The following is a 16,818-nucleotide window of genomic DNA, read 5'->3' on the forward strand; positions in this document are numbered from 1 at the left end:
CCCTTCCCGAACTCAGAAGTGAAACCTCTTCGCGCTGATGGTAGTGTGGGGTTACCCATGTGAGAGTAAGTCATCGCCAGCTCATTATTCAAACACCCTCAACTAGCGTTGGGGGTGTTTTTTTATGTAAAAAAGAAAAGTAGAATGAATAAAAAAACCCTTAAACATAATTTAAGGGTTTTAAATTTATTTAAATATCAAATATTTAGAAATGTGCTTCTAAGCCTAAATATGGGCCTTTAAACTCTAATTGAGTTTCCTGATTGGAATCTTGATTGAGCTTAATATCTAAAATGCGATAGCCCGCTTTTAAACCCACATCGACCAAAACGGTATCGACAAAGTTATATTTAATTTCTGCCTGAGCATCACGAACTTCATTGTCGCTATTTTTGGCGTAATTTGCTTCAGCTTTGGCACTTAAACCCGTAAACGGTAATTTAACTGCTGCCTCTGCATATAACATAGCTAAAGTTTCACTGACGTCTTGTGTTGAAAACAAATTAGATCTTAAGTCACCTTCAAGTACTTTGGCGCCAAATCCAACATCTGCTGCAACAATGTTATCTAAAATTTCATAATATAAAATGAAGTCTGAGTAATCTAAATCCAGCTGATTGATTTTTACACCAGCAGCGCTTTGCTCGCTTTCGGCCTGCAAATTGGCATGCTTAATTTTGGCATTGGGTAAAAAAGGAACAGGATGTTCTACTGCCAGAGTAAAGGGTAAGGCAAAATCGTCATCTAAGTTTGGTGATAACTGAGCCTGATTCCAGTCTGCGCTATATTTCCAATAATCTACACTGGCTTTTACCCCAATAATATCGGCATGAACCGCTGAACAACCAATTAAACTGCATGCTAAAGCAAAACGTGGTATGGTGATCATAAGAACTCTAAAATTTTGTGGACATCATTTTGTCGTGATTGGATTTAAATTGTGATTTTGCATAGGATGTCTATATCTTATGCGCTATTGTCCAACTTAGCGCATCATACATTTTCTAGAATCAAAATTCTTGTAAAAATATAGCCTAATTCGCGCCAAAAATAGAGGATTTCAGTATGCAAAATACCCATCCACCTGTCGATTACCCGCTCTATCTTGCCAATAAAGCCGTAGAAACAGGGCAATGGTTAGCCGTTCAGCATAAATATTCTCAAAAAGTATATGCGCGTGTTGCACTTGCCGATGAAAAAAGTATTGAAAAGGCCATTCGTGCAGCCGTAAAAGCAGAAGCTGAAATGGCAAAATTACAGCCCTTTCAAAAACAAAAAATTCTGTTGCATTGTGTGCAGCGTTTTCAAAACATGCGTGAAGAATTGGTCGAGATTTTAATTGCTGAAGGTGGAAAGCCACGTTTGGCCGCGATGGCAGAAGTTGAACGTTTAATTAATACCTTCCAAATTGCTGCAGATGCAGTGTCTCAACTAGATGAAGGACGAATTTTACCGTTGGCGGTGACGGCTGCTGCTGCGAATTATCAAGGGATGGTTAAGCATGTACCCATTGGTGCTGTGTCTTTGATCAGCCCTTTTAATTTTCCGTTGAATTTAACTGCACATAAAATTGCGCCCGCGATTGCTGCAGGTTGCCCTTTTGTATTAAAACCTGCCAGCGCCACGCCTATTTCAGCATTGAAAATTGCAGAAGTGTTGGCTGAAACAGATTTACCTAAAGGTGCGTTTTCAGTATTACCTTGTGAGCGTGAACAAGCTGATGTTTTAGTGACAGATGACCGCTTTAAACTGCTCAGTTTTACTGGTTCAGATGTGGTGGGTTGGGATATGAAAGCCCGCGCAGGACGCAAAAAAGTAACGCTAGAGTTGGGCGGCAATGCAGCAGTGATGATTGAACCCGATACTGAATTGAATGATGCATTGATTCATCGCTTAATTAGTGGGGCGTATAATCATGCAGGACAGGTGTGTATTAGTGTGCAACGTATTTTGGCGCATGACGACGTGTATGCTGAACTGAAAAAGAAACTTGTGAGTCAGCTTAAGAAAATTAAAGCAGCAGATCCTGATTTGGACAGTACTTTGGTCGGGCCAATGATTAAGGAAGCTGAAGCGCAGCGCTTGAAAAAGTGGATTGATAAAGCGGTGAAAAAAGGTGCAAAAATATTGGCAGGTGGCGAGCTGAAAGGTGTGATGTTTGATCCGACTTTATTGGAACAGGTCGATCCAAACTTGGAGGTTTATAAAGATGAAGTTTTTGGCCCTGTTGCCATTTTGGAAAAATATTCATCTTTTGAACAAGGAATTACACGTATTAACCAAAGCCGTTTTGGTTTACAGGCGGGTATTTATACACAAAGCTTGGAAAAAATGCTGTATGCATGGGATCAGTTACAAGTTGGTGGGGTGATTATTAATGATATTCCATCGTTCCGTGTGGACAATATGCCTTATGGTGGCGTGAAAGATTCGGGTTTAGGGCGAGAAGGGATTCAATCTGCTATTCGGGATATGCAGGAAGAGCGTTTATTGGTAATTAAGCGTTAAGTATCTGATCTAATGATGCATCGTTATAAATAAAGAGAAAGGATGAGTTAACTCTGAATTTTGAGATGATTGATTACAGCGCTGTTGTTTGGTGAATAATAAGCTACAGCGCTGCTATAATAGATGAAAAGTAAAACAACTCAAATAGCACCAACATTACATTCCAAATAGTTATATGACTTATAACCAAAAAATCAAGTCAAAATGGAGTGGAATTTGAACGTTTGATTAAAAAAATGCATACAAAAAGCATCTTTCTAAGCAGAATTTACAGAAAAATTGTTCAAAAATGAGTATTGTTAAGCCATACAAAAGCGCAATATTGGGCAAAGACTTTAAGCAAGATTTTCCGAATATTTCGCTGTTTGACCTTTAGAATTTGATGCTCAAAAGGTGTGACTCTAAAGCAAACACCCAGATTTTCATTTTTTGCAGGATATTTTTTGCGTGCGCTAAAGTACCGTTATATAAAGTAAATTTAAGCTAATGAAAAAGCAAGTTATTTATATAAAAGGTCAGAATTAAAAAACAAGCAGCAAAAAATAACCTGAAGTTTAGGTGTTCTATGACAGATTCTCGTGAGAGTTGGTCCGCGCGATCAGGCTTTATTATCGCAGCCATTGGTTCTGCGGTCGGGTTGGGCAATATTTGGCGTTTCCCTTATGTTGCCTATGAAAATGGCGGCGGCGCATTTTTAATCCCTTATTTAATTGCGATCTTTGCCGCAGGTTTGCCATTGCTGTTTTTGGACTATGCAGTTGGGCATAAATACCGTAAAGCACCACCAACCGCTTATAAAAAGCTCATGAACAGTGAAGCATTGGGCTGGTGGCAGGTGATGGTGACTTTGCTGATTGGTATTTACTATGCCAGCGTATTGTCTTGGGCAGGCAGTTATATGTTCTATTCCATTGGTCAGCAATGGGGAACAGACACTGAAAAATTCTTTTTCACAAGCTACTTACAAAATGGTGAAGGCTTAGCCTTTGGTTTTGTACCAACCTTATTTATTGGCTTAGTCATCGTATGGACGGTGGTGATGTTCATTTTATACGGCGGGGTGAAAAAAGGGGTTGAGCTGTCAAATAAAATCTTTATGCCACTTTTGGTGATTTTATTCTCTATTCTTGTGGTTCAAGCTTTACGTTTACCAGGTGCAGTCGATGGCTTAAATGCTTTCTTTACGCCTAACTGGGAAGCGATGGCGAACTATAAAGTATGGTTAGCTGCCTTTGGTCATATCTTCTTCTCACTTTCAGTCGGGTTCGGGATTATGTTGACCTACTCATCTTACCTAAAACGTAAAACCAACTTGACTGGTTCAGGCTTGGTGGTTGCACTTGCAAACTCATCTTTTGAAATTTTAGCGGGTATTGGTATTTTTGCTGCGCTTGGTTTCATGGCGTACAGCGCAGGTTCATCGGTAGATGAAGTGGTTTCGGGCGGTATTGGTTTAGCTTTTATTGCATTCCCGAAAATCATTTCAAGCTTGGGTGCAGGTGGCGATTTATTTGGTTTCTTATTCTTCGCCTCATTGACGGTTGCAGGGGTGACCTCAATGGTGAGTATTCTGCAAGTACCCATTGCTGCGTTCCAAGACAAGCTGGGTTGGTCGCGTAAGCGTGCAGTAACCATTATTGCGGGTGGTTCAGCTATTGTTTCAACCATTTTATTCTCTACCCACAGCGCGATTACTTTTGTCGACATCATTGACTACTTTGCCAACAACATTGGTATTGTTGGTGGTGGTTTATTGTCGATCATTTTGGTGACTTGGTTCCGTCGTCCATTGCTCAAAGAATTGCAGCAACACGTTAACCAATACTCAAGCATTAAATTGGGTTGGGGCTGGAATTTCCTATTAACCATCGTGACGCCGCTTTCATTGCTCGTGGCTTTAGGCTTAACCCTGAAATCTATTTTTGCAGAAGGCTATGGGGGTTATCCATTACACATTTTACTCACCGTGGGTGGTGGTACCGTAGTGCTCTTTATTATTGGCGCGGTATTGCTTAGCCGCTTAAAAGATCACGACGCAGCGGAGAAATAAGATGAATACATCTGCATTGGTGATGTTGATTATTTCAACAGTGGTACTTTGGGGTGGTTTAGTTTTGGCGATGATTCACCTGATCAAAAACCCAGATGAACTCGAAGACTAAGCATTTTGCTGAAACGGGTGCGATGCTGTAAAGCATTGCACTGGCTAACTAAAATAACCCTTGATTGATTCAAGGGTTATTTTTTTGGAAAGGCTATTAAATGAGAAGAATCGTTAAAACAGAAATAGCTTAGGCGGTTTTTTCAATACGACAATAATAAAAACCATCCCCGAGTCCTTGTTGCGGCAATAATTGGCGTCCATACAGTTGTGGAATGCCCCAATCTGCATCAATTTTGACTTCTTTGGCACTTTGATGTTCGGCAAAGAATTGCTGAATTTGCTGTTCATTTTCGGCTTTTAAAACCGAGCAGGTAATGTAAAGCAAGGTGCCACCAACTTTGAGTTGCTGCCACATCTGCTGCAAAATCTGTTGCTGTAATGCCACCGTTTGCTGAATATCGCTAGATTGACGCAGCAAACGAATATCTGGATGGCGACGCAAGACTCCAATTGCAGAACACGGTGCATCCAATACAATACAGTCCACTGCTTCACTGGCATTCCATGTGGTTGCATCGGCAGCCAAAATTTCAACTTGCGCTTCTTGATTCAGTTGCAGACGTTCTAGATTTTCGCTGACACGTAACAGACGTTTGGTATCCTGATCTATGGCAATCAATTTTTTAGGCTGAAATTTTTCGAGCAGATGCGCTGTTTTACCGCCGGGTGCTGCGCAGGCATCGACCACGACTTTGCCATCTAAATTTGGCAAGAGCGTTGCACACAGTTGGGCATGTTCATCCTGAACGGAAAATACGCCTTCATCAAAACCAGGTAAGTCAGGAATGTGCACATTTTGCAACATCACAATGCCGACTTCAGACACGGTGCAAGCTTCTGCTGCAATCTCTTGTTCCTGCAAAATTTCTAAATAGTCATCACGGCTGATTTGGCGTGTATTAACCCTTAAGGTCAGAGGTGCGGTTTGCTTTAAAGTTTGCGTCAGTTGTTCTAATTGTTCAGGCCAATCTTTTTTCAAGCGTTTATACAACCAACTTGGCAAACCATGTGCCTGCGCCAAAGCCGTTTGAAATTCCGATGTTTCACGTGAAACACGACGCAGAATCGCATTCACTACACCGCTGAGTGCTTGATAGCCCATTTGTTTGGCTGCAGTTACAGTTTCAGAAATTGCGGCATGACTGGCTACACGAGTACAAAGCACTTGATATAAGCCGACATATAAACAGGTTTCAACAGTTTCATTGTTGAGTGGTTTCACCAACAGCGGCAAAGTAATGCTTTTTAGGGCATACCATTGACGCAAAGTGCCCAAAACCAGTTCATGAAACAAGGCGCGGTCACGTTCTGCGACTTTACTTAAATGTGCAGGTAAAACGCTCGCCAATGATTGCCCTTGTTGTACAGCCAATAGCGTACGGATGACTTGGGCACGCAAGTTCAAATGTGAGTTGCCTGATTCAGAATGGCTCATGCGAGAACTTGTCCTGTTTGAAGTTTTTGAGTTTGAATGATTTGCACAGGATTCAGCGGTTTAGCACCTGGCCATTGCAACGAGCTTAAGCATACCGCTTGTTGATCGCCACAAGCGACGTGTACGCCTTGTTTGTCCAGTTTTAAAATTGTGCCTGCAGCTTTGCCTTGTGCAGATTCATCCGATAATGCTGAACCCCAAACGCGCAAGTTTTGTGTTTCATCTAAAGGGATAAACGCCACCGGCCACGGGTTAAAGGCACGGATATTACGGTCAATTTCGGCTGCAGTTTGTGACCAGTCAATTCGTGCTTCGGCTTTGGTCAATTTGTGTGCATAGACCGTCAAGGCTTCATCTTGCACTTCACGCGCGGCTAAATAGTCTTGCAATTTTTGTTCTGAAGCCAGTACTTCAACAATTGCTTTGGCACCTTGCTGCGCCAGTTTGTCATGTAAAGTGGCAGAGGTGTCTGTGGCAGTAATTGGGCATAGGGTTTTATACATCATATCGCCCGTATCTAAGCCTGCAGCCATTTTCATAATGGTGATGCCTGTTTCGGTATCACCTGTGGCAATCGCGCGCTGAATCGGCGCTGCACCACGCCAACGTGGCAATAACGAACCGTGAATATTCAAGCAGCCATATTTAGGAGTATCTAAAACCACTTGCGGCAAGATTAAACCATAGGCCGCAACCACCATCACATCGGCATTCAATGCAGCCAATTCTTGTTGGGCCGCCAGACCTTCTTCAGTAGATGATTTAAAATGCAAAGGTTGATAGACAGGAAGATCGTGTTGTAGTGCCAATTGCTTCACCGCAGATGCTGTGAGTTTTTGTCCGCGTCCTGCTTTACGGTCAGGCTGGGTGTAAACCGCGACAATCTCATGGTCGGTGTTCAGGAGTGCTGCCAAAGCGCTTGCAGCAAATTCAGGCGTACCTGCAAAAACGATTTTCAATGGAAATCAACCCATAGTTTTAGATGACGCGGCAATTATAACAAATTGCAGCCCAAAGGTCGGAACAGGTTGTAATAAATCCACCTTGTTGCTGTGCTGCCTAAATTATTATGATAAAAATTAGTAATGCAAAATTTAAAAATTATTCATGAAAGTTTTGTATTGAATTCAGTATGATCAGCAAACTGCTGTGGGTTTTCGTCACTTTTTATCCATCATAAAGTCGCTAAAGCAGCAGCCTTACTACCTCAAGCTGTAGTAAAATACAAAGATTCTTAAACTGTTTTGCAGTGATACAGATCTTGCAAACAGTATTATTTCGCCAGAATGAATTTCAGATTCATTTCAGCACAACCAAGTTGGAACTTTATAATGCCTGACTATCGTTCAAAAACATCGACACACGGAAGAAATATGGCGGGTGCACGCGGCTTATGGCGTGCAACGGGTATGAAAGACGAAGATTTCGGTAAGCCGATTATTGCGGTGGTCAACTCATTTACCCAATTTGTACCTGGCCATGTGCATTTAAAAGACCTCGGTCAAATGGTGGCAGAACAAATTCAGGCGGCAGGTGGTGTTGCCAAAGAATTTAACACCATTGCCGTAGATGACGGGATTGCCATGGGTCATGACGGCATGTTGTATTCATTGCCATCGCGTGACTTGATTGCCGACTCGGTAGAATACATGGTCAGCGCACACTGCGCCGATGCAATGGTGTGTATATCCAACTGTGACAAAATCACACCAGGGATGCTGATGGCTGCCATGCGCCTGAACATTCCAGTGGTGTTTGTGTCTGGCGGCCCAATGGAAGCAGGTAAAGTCAAAATTCGTGGCAATGAACACGCGATTGACTTGATTGATGCAATGATTGTGGCGGCAGATGATAACTATACCGATGAAGAAGTTGCTGAATATGAGCGTTCTGCATGTCCAACTTGTGGTTCATGCTCAGGGATGTTCACTGCAAACTCAATGAACTGCTTAACAGAAGCTCTAGGTTTATCTTTACCGGGCAACGGTTCAATTGTAGCAACTCACGCCAACCGTAAAAAACTGTTTGATAAAGCAGGTCAGTTGATTGTGGAATTGGCCAAACGCCATTATGAACAAGACGATTACAGCGTATTGCCACGTTCAATTGCAACCAAAGCATCTTATGAAAATGCTATGACGTTGGACATTGCCATGGGCGGTTCAACCAACACCGTACTGCACTTGTTGGCGGCTGCCAATGAGGCAGGTGTGGATTTCACCATGGATGACATTGACCGTTTATCACGTAAAGTGCCTGTACTATGTAAAGTAGCGCCTGCAAAACAAGATGTTCACATGGAAGATGTACACCGTGCGGGTGGCATTATGTCTATTTTAGGCGAGCTGGATCGCGCAGGTTTATTGGACACTTCAGTAGGCACAGTTCACGAAGCGACTTTAAAAGATGCTTTGGATAAATGGGACATCATCCGTACCGAAAATGAAGACGTTTACCAGTTCTTCCGTTCTGCACCGGGCGGCGTACCCACCCAAACAGCATTCTCACAAGACCGTTACTATTCACGTTTAGATGGTGACCGTGACAATGGTGTGATTCGTAATGCAGAACACGCTTTCTCTAAAGATGGTGGTTTGGCGGTACTTTACGGCAATATTGCTTTAGATGGCTGTATTGTAAAAACTGCAGGGGTGGATGATTCTATTTTGAAATTCAACGGCACAGCACGTGTTTTTGAAAGTCAGGATGCTGCTGTAGACGCGATTTTGGGCGGTAAAATTACAGCGGGTGATGTGGTGGTGATTCGCTACGAAGGCCCACGTGGTGGCCCAGGTATGCAAGAAATGCTCTATCCAACCAGCTATTTGAAATCGAAAGGTTTAGGCAAAGAATGTGCCTTACTGACCGATGGTCGTTTCTCGGGCGGTTCTTCAGGTCTTTCAATTGGTCACGTTTCTCCAGAAGCGGCTGAAGGTGGTGCGATTGGTCTGGTTGAAGATGGTGACCGTATCGAAATTGATATTCCAAACCGCAGCATTCACTTGGCGGTAGATGACGCAACTATGGCGGCACGTCGTGAAGCGCAAGAAGCTAAAGGCTGGCATCCTGCAGAAGAACGTCCACGTAAAATTTCTAAAGCGTTGAAAGCTTATGCCATGCATACCACCAGTGCGGCAAAAGGTGCGGTACGTGAAATCTAAGCAGTACTTGGCAATTTAAGCTGCTACAAAAAAGCACTCCAAAATTGGGGTGCTTTTTTATGTGTCTGCAATGAGCGATGTCAGTATCGCAGCAAATTTGAGCGATGAAATTAGACAGGCATTTTCGTTTACATCCTGCCTGCTTTCGATACAATGAAAAATAAAATAAATTGTCATGATGAATACGTCATTTCACCCATCTTGCTAAGGAATCAGCCATGAGTAAACAGAATATCCGCGAACATTCAGCCGAAGTCTATGAAGGCATTGAAAATGCACCTGCACGTTCCATGATGCGTGCGGTGGGTTTTAAGGATGAAGATTTTACTCGTCCATTTATTGGAATTGCATCGACTTGGGCCAATGTCACACCATGTAATATGCATATTGATGGTTTGGCGCGCGAAGCAGAAACAGGCGTGAATCAGGCGGGTGGTAAAGGCATTATTTTCAATACCATCACCATTTCAGATGGTATTTCAAACGGCACCGAAGGCATGAAATATTCATTGGTTTCACGTGAAATTATTGCCGACTCAATTGAAGCTGTGGTGGGCTGTCAGGCCTATGATGGTGTGATTGCAATTGGTGGCTGCGATAAAAACATGCCGGGCTGCATTATGGGACTGGCGCGTTTAAACCGTCCGGGCTTGTTTGTTTATGGCGGCACTATTAAACCGGGTGCAGGACATACCGATATTATTTCGGTGTTTGAAGCCGTGGGTCAGCATGCCAAAGGTGAAATTAACGAAATTCAGGTCAAACAAATTGAAGAAGTGGCTTTGCCAGGTGCAGGCTCTTGTGGTGGCATGTACACCGCGAACTCTATGGCATCGGCCATTGAAGCATTAGGCATGAGTTTACCAGGGTCTTCGGCACAAGAAGCTGTTTCTCAAGATAAAATGGATGACTGCCAACGTGCAGGCGAAGCAGTCATGAATCTGTTACGTCTGGATATTAAACCACGTGACATTATGACCAAATCTGCCTTTGAAAATGCCATTAAAGTATTGATTGCTTTGGGTGGATCGACCAATGGTGTGTTGCATTTGATTGCCATGGCACATTCTGCAGGGGTTGAACTCACACTAGATGATTTCGTGCGTATTGGTCAGGAAACCCCAGTGGTGGCCGATGTACGTCCATCGGGCAAGTATTTAATGTCGGAGCTGATTGCCATTGGCGGCATTCAACCGTTGATGAAACGCATGCTAGATGCAGGCATGCTTGATGGTTCTTGCTTAACGGTTACAGGTAAAACTTTGGCAGAAAACTTGGCCGATGTTGCCGATTATCCTGAAGGTCAGCAAATTATTTTACCGTTTGATGCGCCAATCAAAAAAGATTCGCACTTGGTGGTTTTAAAAGGCAACTTATCGCCTACGGGCGCAGTGGCAAAAATTACAGGCAAAGAAGGCTTGTATTTTGAAGGCCCTGCACGTGTCTTTGAAGGTGAAATTGGTGCGATGCGCGGTATTTTAGATGGCGAAGTGCAAGAAGGTGAAGTGGTGGTGATTCGCGGCGAAGGCCCTAAAGGCGGCCCGGGTATGCCAGAAATGCTGAAACCAACTTCTGCAATTATTGGTAAAGGTTTGGGTAATTCAGTCGCGTTAATTACCGATGGACGTTTTTCGGGTGGCAGTCACGGTTTTGTGATTGGGCATGTGACCCCAGAAGCGTATGAAGGCGGGCCAATTGGTCTGGTGAAAAATGGCGATAAAATTTCGATTAATGCCGAAACCCGTGAAATGACTTGGCATGTGTCGGAAGAGGAAATGGCAGCACGTAAAGCGGCATGGGTCAAACCAAAGCCAAACTATACCCATGGTGCATTGGCGAAATTTGCTAAATTGGCATCGGGCGCAGAAAAAGGTGCAGTGACTGATCTGAATTTAGAGGTCTAATTGATCATTTTTATATGAATTGATATAAATCCTTGTGTACTATTGAAGGACGAGCGCACATGATTTGCATGTGGCTTGTCCCCAAACCACAAGGATTTTCTTTTTAGAGGCTGATCTCATGTCACTGTTACGCCGTTGGTTCGATCCGATCAGATCGAGTTGGTTTTATCAAAAACCATCTCGGCAAGCGGTGTTGCCCACGGAACACGGACTGAGTGTGTATTTACGTCTAGATGATGTATATAGCTATTTGGCGGTACAGCAGTTGCCGCAATTAGAAGATATTCTGGCCGATGAATTAAAACCTTTAACCGTGGTGATTTCGCGGCAAAGTGGCGATGCACCGAATCAAATGTCGGCTGCAGAATGGCAAAATTATTGTATTCAAGATGCACAAATTCTTGCCAAACAACACCGTTTTAGTTTTCACGATAGCCCTGAACCACCGACTGCAGAGGCCTTAATGCAGGCAGAAGCTATTTTGCGGCATACGCCGTTACGTGGTCAGGATTTCTTGTATTTACTCGAAGATGTGTTTCACATGCTGTGGCAAAAGCAGTCGGGTAAATTACGCACTTTATATGCCATGTCCAGCCGTCATCATCAAATTCAGGATTTTCCTGAACGGGTTTTTGATGATGCACCTGTATTGGCCAGTTATTTTGAGTTTGGTGGACGTAAATATCATGCGGTCGATGATTTATTGCGTTTGACACGCCGTTTAAAACAACAAAAATTACTCACCGATAATCCTATTTTCTTGATCAATCACATTGAATGGCGAGAACATTTAATTAGTGATGCCGAAGAACTCAATGAAATTCAGGCACTCGACCCTGAACTGGATTTGTATATTGCACTGGAAGACCCGATTTCTTGGTTGTTATTGGCGTATATCAAAGAAGAATTAGCTGCCTATTACAATATCCATTTGAATGTGTATCCCTTGTCTTATCATGGACGCGACTGGTTTGACTGGAGTTTGGCAACACGTTTATCTAAACGTACTGATGTTGCGTTTACGCCGTTTTGCCGCCCGACTGAGCAGGCGACTTATCAAATGGCACAACTGTATTACAGTGCGCCTGAAGAACAGCGTGTGGATGCCATGTATCGCATTTTGCAGGCGGTATGGACGAGGGGACAGGATTTATCCTTTAAAGCGCATTTTGAGCGTATGCAGCGTGAACTGGAGTTAGATCAACTGACCACAGTCGATGTGACCGAGTTGCTCAAAGAAAACGATATGCTGTGTGAAATGAAATCTCAGCCCGATTTTCCTGTGTTGGAATTGCGCATAGATGGGCAAAGCTACGTGTTTAACAGCTTATATCGGGTGTGGATGATTGAAAGTATTTTCAGTAATGTGTTAGAAGAAAAGTATAAGAGTGAAAACGAAACCGAAACTGAAAGTGTAGCCCAAGCCCATGAACAATGAAAAAGTAAACTCATTACAACAAGCACGTGACAAAATAGACCAAATTGATGTGGCTTTAATTGAACTGATTGCATCGCGTCAGTTTTATGTCGATCAGGCCATGCGCCATAAACAGACTGTGGAAGATGTACAGTCACCGCAGCGCGTGAAAGAAGTGATTGAAAAAGTCCGTACTTTGGCTCTGCAACATGCAGTCGATCCTGACATGGTCGAGCGTTTGTATCACGATATGATTCAGCATTTTATTCAGCGTGAATTAAAAGAATTCCGTCCTTAATTGATCTATCCCTAAGTTTGGGCGATGCTTCAAACGCAGCCCAAACTTTGCGTTTTTGCGGTAAAACCGCGTATTTATATGCCATCTTGGTATTCAAAGCATAATTTTTAAAAATAATTTGCTTATTTTTTCTGCAGGTGGTTTTAAGCGCAAAGCCTTGCCTGTCTTGGCTTTGCTGGGTTTTTAAAAAGAATTGGTAAAAAAAAGAATATGATTTTATTACATTTTTTAATATTGTAAGTTTGCTTTATTTTAAAAAGTATATATATTGTATATACATCTTTTGCAAAGCAGTCTTTATTTTGGAGAGATCAGCAATGAACGAGCAAATCAAAAAAATAAAGACAGGCAAGAAAGATGGACAACTTTTAATTCGTATTAATAGTACTGAACGTGATGAATTTATTCGTTTATGTGAAGAACTTGATACTAGTGCTGCTCGTGAATTAAGAAAATTTATTCGTAGTTTTGTGAAACAACACAATGGCAACGAATAGCCTTACTAAGGAGTAATACCATGGCTAAGCAAGTTAAATCTTTGAAGCAACAAATCAAAGCACGTTTGAAAAAGATTTCAAAACATAAAGGCAAATTGAAGCAACTTAAGCAAGAGCTTAAAAAACAGAAATAAGCCAAGTAAAAGCATTATCTCTTAAAAACGGTTCATTCTAGACAGACCGTTTGAGGTAAAAAAAGACCGAACAATCACTGTTGTTCGGTCTTTTTGCATTGTTTCGGCATTTGCTTAGGTTCAAGCAAATGACCGCAAGTTCTGATTAAGAGGGATCACGCAAACTAAAGAACCAGTTCAGGAACAAGGCTGCAAAAGTTGCTGTCCCAATCCCGCCCAAGTTAAAGCTGCCCAATTGTAGTGCAAAGTCACCCGTTCCTAAAATAATGGTCACGGCAGCCACCATCAGGTTCTTGTTTTTAGAAAAATCGACCTTGTTTTCAATCCAGATTTTTGCGCCAGCAATGGTAATCAAACCAAATACCACAATCGAAGCGCCCGTTAAAATGGCGGTAGGAATGGTATGGATAATTGCCCCAAATTTTGGTGATAAGCCAAGGAAAATAGCAAAGACTCCCGCCACCACAAAAATAATCGTGGAATACACGCGGGTAACAGCCATCACCCCAATGTTTTCACCATAGGTAGTCATACCCGGTGCACCGACACCACCTGCAAGGGTTGTGGCAACACCATCTGCTACAAAGGCTTTACCAATGTGTGGATCGAGGTTTTCACCAGTCATGGCACCTACTGCTTTAATGTGTCCCAAGTTCTCTGCCACCAAAATGAAGGCAATTGGGGCAATAATCAGCATGGCATTTACATCAAATACAGGCGCATGAAAGTCTGGTACGCCAAACCAAGCGGCTTGCTGAATCGGTGCGAAGTTAATTGGCGTCCCCCAACCCATGACATTGGTGACTACAAAATAGATCAGATACGATATGAGCAAGCCAATCAGGAGCAAGAGGCGTTGCAGTAAACCTTTGGTAAATACGGCAATCATGCCCATACATAGCACAGTCACCAAGGCCATCCACATATTAAATGGATTGCCTGCAACCGCTTTGACCGTGACAGGAGCAAGGTTTAAACCAATGATCATCACCACCGCACCTGTCACCACAGGTGGCATTAATTTTTCAATCCAGCGGGTGCCAGTAGCCATCACCAAAAAGCCAATCAGGGCATATAAAATACCGCAGGCAATAATCCCGCCTGCCGCAACCCCAATATTGGCATTTAAACCGCCTGCTGCGCCTGCATAGCCTGTGGCAGCAATCACCACCCCAATAAAGGCAAAGCTTGAGCCTAAATAACTTGGAACACGCCCACCTGTCATGAAAAAGAACAGGATGGTACAAATTCCTGACATTAAAATGGCAAGGTTCGGATCAAAGCCCATTAAAAAAGGTGCAAGTACAGTGGCACCAAACATGGCAAATGCGTGTTGTATCCCCAATACAACGGTTTGTGCAGGCGGTAGATACTCATTGGTACCTACAGGACGTGCATCAATGCTGCCTTCATAAGGGCGCCATTTGGGAAACCAATTGGACATAAAGTAAGCACTCAAAAGCTAAATTGAGCACATCATACTCTTGTATTGCCTAAATTTTTTAAAAATTTTGCCAGAAAACAGATCAGCTGCTTATTTTTAGGATTAAATTTTACTATTTGATAAAATTTACATTTAATATAAATAAGTAATTTTATTTATAAATTTAAAGAATGTATTGCAGTCACTTAGTGATAGTCGCAGTTTAAAAAAAATTGTATGACCTGCGATTTTTGTTTGTATTTTATACAAAATTAATATTCATGATTCAATATCTTGCTGCACATTATTACGTCCACTTTGCTTGGCTTTATACAGCGCAGCATCAGTACGCTGAATTAATTCATGTTGATCTGCATGATAAACATATAAGGCACTTAAACCAAAACTTGCGGTAATTTGAATCTCATGTTCTGCATAGGCAATACGATGTTGTTCAATGGCAATTCTGCAGCGTTCCAGTACATTTTGGGCAATTTGCGGTGAGGTATTGGAGAAAATAATCATAAATTCTTCGCCACCAAAACGTCCGATAATATCTTCACTGCGTAGATTTTTTTGCAAAATTTTTGGAATTTGCTTGAGTACCTGATCCCCTCCATCGTGTCCATAGCGATCATTTACTTGCTTAAACCAGTCTAAATCGAGCAGGGCAAGGCAGATGTGTTCTTTGTTTTGCCCCGCCAATTGTTTTTGATTCACCAGTTGGTTGAATTTTATGCTTAAACCGCGTCGGTTGAGAGTAATTAACTATAACTAAAAATATAGACAAATATTTGCATAAGTTCTCATTTTGTCTATGTCGATTCAGTAGTGGCAAGGTGGGTATTTATTAGAGATTTAAATGATTATCTTTTGTATTTTAGGTGAGTGTCTTGGTATATTAGCATCCATATCTATTGATTATCCAATCCCTTAACCTAGGCATGACTTTGTGAAATTAACACGCATTCATCACTGTAAAAACTTGAATGTGCAAAAGTACAAACAGCTTGAGAAACAAGCTGTTTTACTTGGTCGTATTCGTAGCGAGGTGTGGGCTAAATATGGTGCTATTTCAGGTTTGAATATCAGTGACAGAGCTATTCGTGATGCGTGGATGAAAGAAAGTCGTGACTTTGGTGTTTCTGCAAATGCGTGGAAAGAAACGCTACGTGATTGCGTAGGTGATATTAAAGCCTATCGAGAAGCATCAAAAGACAAAGTAAAGCAGGCGATCCGAAAACGCACCTCCTGTAATAATGAACAAAAAAGACTATACACCTTGCTTAAAAAAGATGAATGGATGACTGATAATTTCCTCCATCGTCAAATGCGTAATCACTTTAAGCATGGTGTTAATCACACACATAATCAAATTATTGTTCGTGCGGATATGTGTAAAACTTTTGAGTTAAATGGTCAATGTTGGCTTAAAGTGCCGAGTCTAGTCCCTCGACAAACCATTAAAATTCCACTAAACACCACTGTTGATTTTGCGCCACAAGGCACACTTAGAATCATTCTAAAAAACGGTAATGTTGAAGTTCACTCAACTTATGATGCAGTTGAAACACAGGATTGTGGTCAGGAAACCGTAGGTGTTGATAAAGGTTATTCAGAAGCCTTTGTGGATTCTGATGGTGAAGTATATGGCAATGGTTTAGGTAAATTGATCTCAAGTGAATCAGACTACCTAAATCAAAAGTACAAACGTAGAAATAAGCTCAGAGCGATTTCTAAAGCCAAACCGCACAAGAAACAGAAAATTGAGTTAAATAATCTAGGTCGAAAAAAACTAGATAAGCGACAAGATACTCAAAAAGCAAAGCTCAAAACATTAATATTTACAGCAACTCACAAGTTGGTTGATAAAGCCA

14 protein-coding genes are annotated in these 16,818 nt (G+C 42.1%); 9 read left to right on the forward strand and 5 right to left on the reverse strand.

Translation table 11 applies throughout. From position 1 onward, the window contains the following. Nucleotides 1-205 precede the first annotated feature (205 nt). Nucleotides 206-889, reverse strand: coding sequence for a TIGR04219 family outer membrane beta-barrel protein (locus tag FTU39_RS13175; RefSeq protein WP_180052263.1), 684 nt, complete (start codon nucleotides 887-889; stop codon nucleotides 206-208). Between the two features lie 176 nt (nucleotides 890-1,065). Here FTU39_RS13175 and FTU39_RS13180 point away from each other — a divergent pair, with 176 nt between their 5' ends. From FTU39_RS13180 to FTU39_RS13190, 3 genes are all read left to right on the forward strand, one after another. Then, on the forward strand, nucleotides 1,066-2,508 hold the full coding sequence (locus FTU39_RS13180; protein WP_180052264.1) for an aldehyde dehydrogenase family protein: 1,443 nt from the start codon (nucleotides 1,066-1,068) through the stop codon (nucleotides 2,506-2,508). A 565-nt stretch (nucleotides 2,509-3,073) separates the two neighbouring features. Continuing rightward, entirely contained in the window at nucleotides 3,074-4,558 is a 1,485-nt protein-coding gene (locus FTU39_RS13185) for a sodium-dependent transporter (protein WP_179990360.1), read from the forward strand. 1 nt (nucleotide 4,559) lies between these two features. Beyond that, nucleotides 4,560-4,670 carry a methionine/alanine import family NSS transporter small subunit gene (locus FTU39_RS13190; protein WP_004970370.1) on the forward strand — a complete coding sequence of 37 codons (111 nt, stop codon included), beginning with the start codon at nucleotides 4,560-4,562 and terminating at the stop codon, nucleotides 4,668-4,670. A 129-nt stretch (nucleotides 4,671-4,799) separates the two neighbouring features. On the opposite strand, the gene rsmB is transcribed toward FTU39_RS13190, so the two are convergent. After that, nucleotides 4,800-6,107 (reverse strand): 16S rRNA (cytosine(967)-C(5))-methyltransferase RsmB, encoded by a 1,308-nt coding sequence (rsmB, locus tag FTU39_RS13195; protein WP_180052265.1) that lies wholly within the window; start codon nucleotides 6,105-6,107, stop codon nucleotides 4,800-4,802. Further along, the gene (gene fmt, locus FTU39_RS13200) at nucleotides 6,104-7,066 is read right to left on the reverse strand and encodes a methionyl-tRNA formyltransferase (protein ID WP_180052266.1); all 963 of its coding nucleotides are present in this window, start codon (nucleotides 7,064-7,066) and stop codon (nucleotides 6,104-6,106) included. Before fmt ends, rsmB begins: the two co-directional genes overlap by 4 nt. A 372-nt stretch (nucleotides 7,067-7,438) precedes the next feature. On the opposite strand from fmt, the gene ilvD (FTU39_RS13205) reads away from it, so the two are divergent. From ilvD (FTU39_RS13205) to FTU39_RS13225, 5 genes are all read left to right on the forward strand, one after another. After that, nucleotides 7,439-9,268, forward strand: a complete 1,830-nt coding sequence (gene ilvD / locus FTU39_RS13205; RefSeq protein ID WP_019837334.1) for a dihydroxy-acid dehydratase — start codon at nucleotides 7,439-7,441, stop codon at nucleotides 9,266-9,268. Nucleotides 9,269-9,486: 218 nt separating this feature from the next. Then, entirely contained in the window at nucleotides 9,487-11,172 is a 1,686-nt protein-coding gene (gene ilvD, locus FTU39_RS13210; protein WP_004970362.1) for a dihydroxy-acid dehydratase, read from the forward strand. Between the two features lie 118 nt (nucleotides 11,173-11,290). Next, entirely contained in the window at nucleotides 11,291-12,610 is a 1,320-nt protein-coding gene (locus FTU39_RS13215; protein WP_180051493.1) for a hypothetical protein, read from the forward strand. Then, entirely contained in the window at nucleotides 12,600-12,887 is a 288-nt protein-coding gene (locus tag FTU39_RS13220; protein WP_179988877.1) for a chorismate mutase, read from the forward strand. Before FTU39_RS13215 ends, FTU39_RS13220 begins: the two co-directional genes overlap by 11 nt. A gap of 317 nt (nucleotides 12,888-13,204) precedes the next feature. After that, complete coding sequence (locus tag FTU39_RS13225; protein WP_004970356.1) at nucleotides 13,205-13,384, forward strand: hypothetical protein; 180 nt, start codon at nucleotides 13,205-13,207, stop codon at nucleotides 13,382-13,384. Nucleotides 13,385-13,663: 279 nt separating this feature from the next. Here the strand turns inward: FTU39_RS13225 and FTU39_RS13230 are convergent, their stop codons facing one another. Both FTU39_RS13230 and FTU39_RS13235 read right to left on the reverse strand, forming a co-directional pair. Further along, on the reverse strand, nucleotides 13,664-14,962 hold the full coding sequence (locus tag FTU39_RS13230) for a solute carrier family 23 protein (protein WP_004970352.1): 1,299 nt from the start codon (nucleotides 14,960-14,962) through the stop codon (nucleotides 13,664-13,666). A 258-nt stretch (nucleotides 14,963-15,220) separates the two neighbouring features. Then, nucleotides 15,221-15,706, reverse strand: coding sequence for a GGDEF domain-containing protein (locus FTU39_RS13235; RefSeq protein WP_286379081.1), 486 nt, complete (start codon nucleotides 15,704-15,706; stop codon nucleotides 15,221-15,223). A 187-nt stretch (nucleotides 15,707-15,893) separates the two neighbouring features. On the opposite strand from FTU39_RS13235, the gene FTU39_RS13240 reads away from it, so the two are divergent. Then, the coding region (locus tag FTU39_RS13240; protein WP_180052267.1) for a transposase at nucleotides 15,894-16,818 on the forward strand (925 nt) is incomplete at its 3' end.

It is taken from the genome of Acinetobacter sp. YH12099 (assembly GCF_013419195.1).
Taxonomy (GTDB): domain Bacteria; phylum Pseudomonadota; class Gammaproteobacteria; order Pseudomonadales; family Moraxellaceae; genus Acinetobacter; species Acinetobacter towneri.

Excerpts from the sequence above, each read along its gene's own strand:
- rsmB (WP_180052265.1), bottom strand. The coding sequence starts at position 6,107 with ATGAGCCATTCTGAATCAGGCAACTCACATTTGAACTTGCGTGCCCAA.
- ilvD (WP_019837334.1), top strand. The coding sequence starts at position 7,439 with ATGCCTGACTATCGTTCAAAAACATCGACACACGGAAGAAATATGGCG.
- FTU39_RS13215 (WP_180051493.1), top strand. The coding sequence starts at position 11,291 with ATGTCACTGTTACGCCGTTGGTTCGATCCGATCAGATCGAGTTGGTTT.
- FTU39_RS13190 (WP_004970370.1), top strand. The coding sequence starts at position 4,560 with ATGAATACATCTGCATTGGTGATGTTGATTATTTCAACAGTGGTACTT.
- FTU39_RS13185 (WP_179990360.1), top strand. The coding sequence starts at position 3,074 with ATGACAGATTCTCGTGAGAGTTGGTCCGCGCGATCAGGCTTTATTATC.
- FTU39_RS13180 (WP_180052264.1), top strand. The coding sequence starts at position 1,066 with ATGCAAAATACCCATCCACCTGTCGATTACCCGCTCTATCTTGCCAAT.
- FTU39_RS13225 (WP_004970356.1), top strand. The coding sequence starts at position 13,205 with ATGAACGAGCAAATCAAAAAAATAAAGACAGGCAAGAAAGATGGACAA.
- FTU39_RS13220 (WP_179988877.1), top strand. The coding sequence starts at position 12,600 with ATGAACAATGAAAAAGTAAACTCATTACAACAAGCACGTGACAAAATA.
- FTU39_RS13175 (WP_180052263.1), bottom strand. The coding sequence starts at position 889 with ATGATCACCATACCACGTTTTGCTTTAGCATGCAGTTTAATTGGTTGT.
- FTU39_RS13230 (WP_004970352.1), bottom strand. The coding sequence starts at position 14,962 with ATGTCCAATTGGTTTCCCAAATGGCGCCCTTATGAAGGCAGCATTGAT.
- ilvD (WP_004970362.1), top strand. The coding sequence starts at position 9,487 with ATGAGTAAACAGAATATCCGCGAACATTCAGCCGAAGTCTATGAAGGC.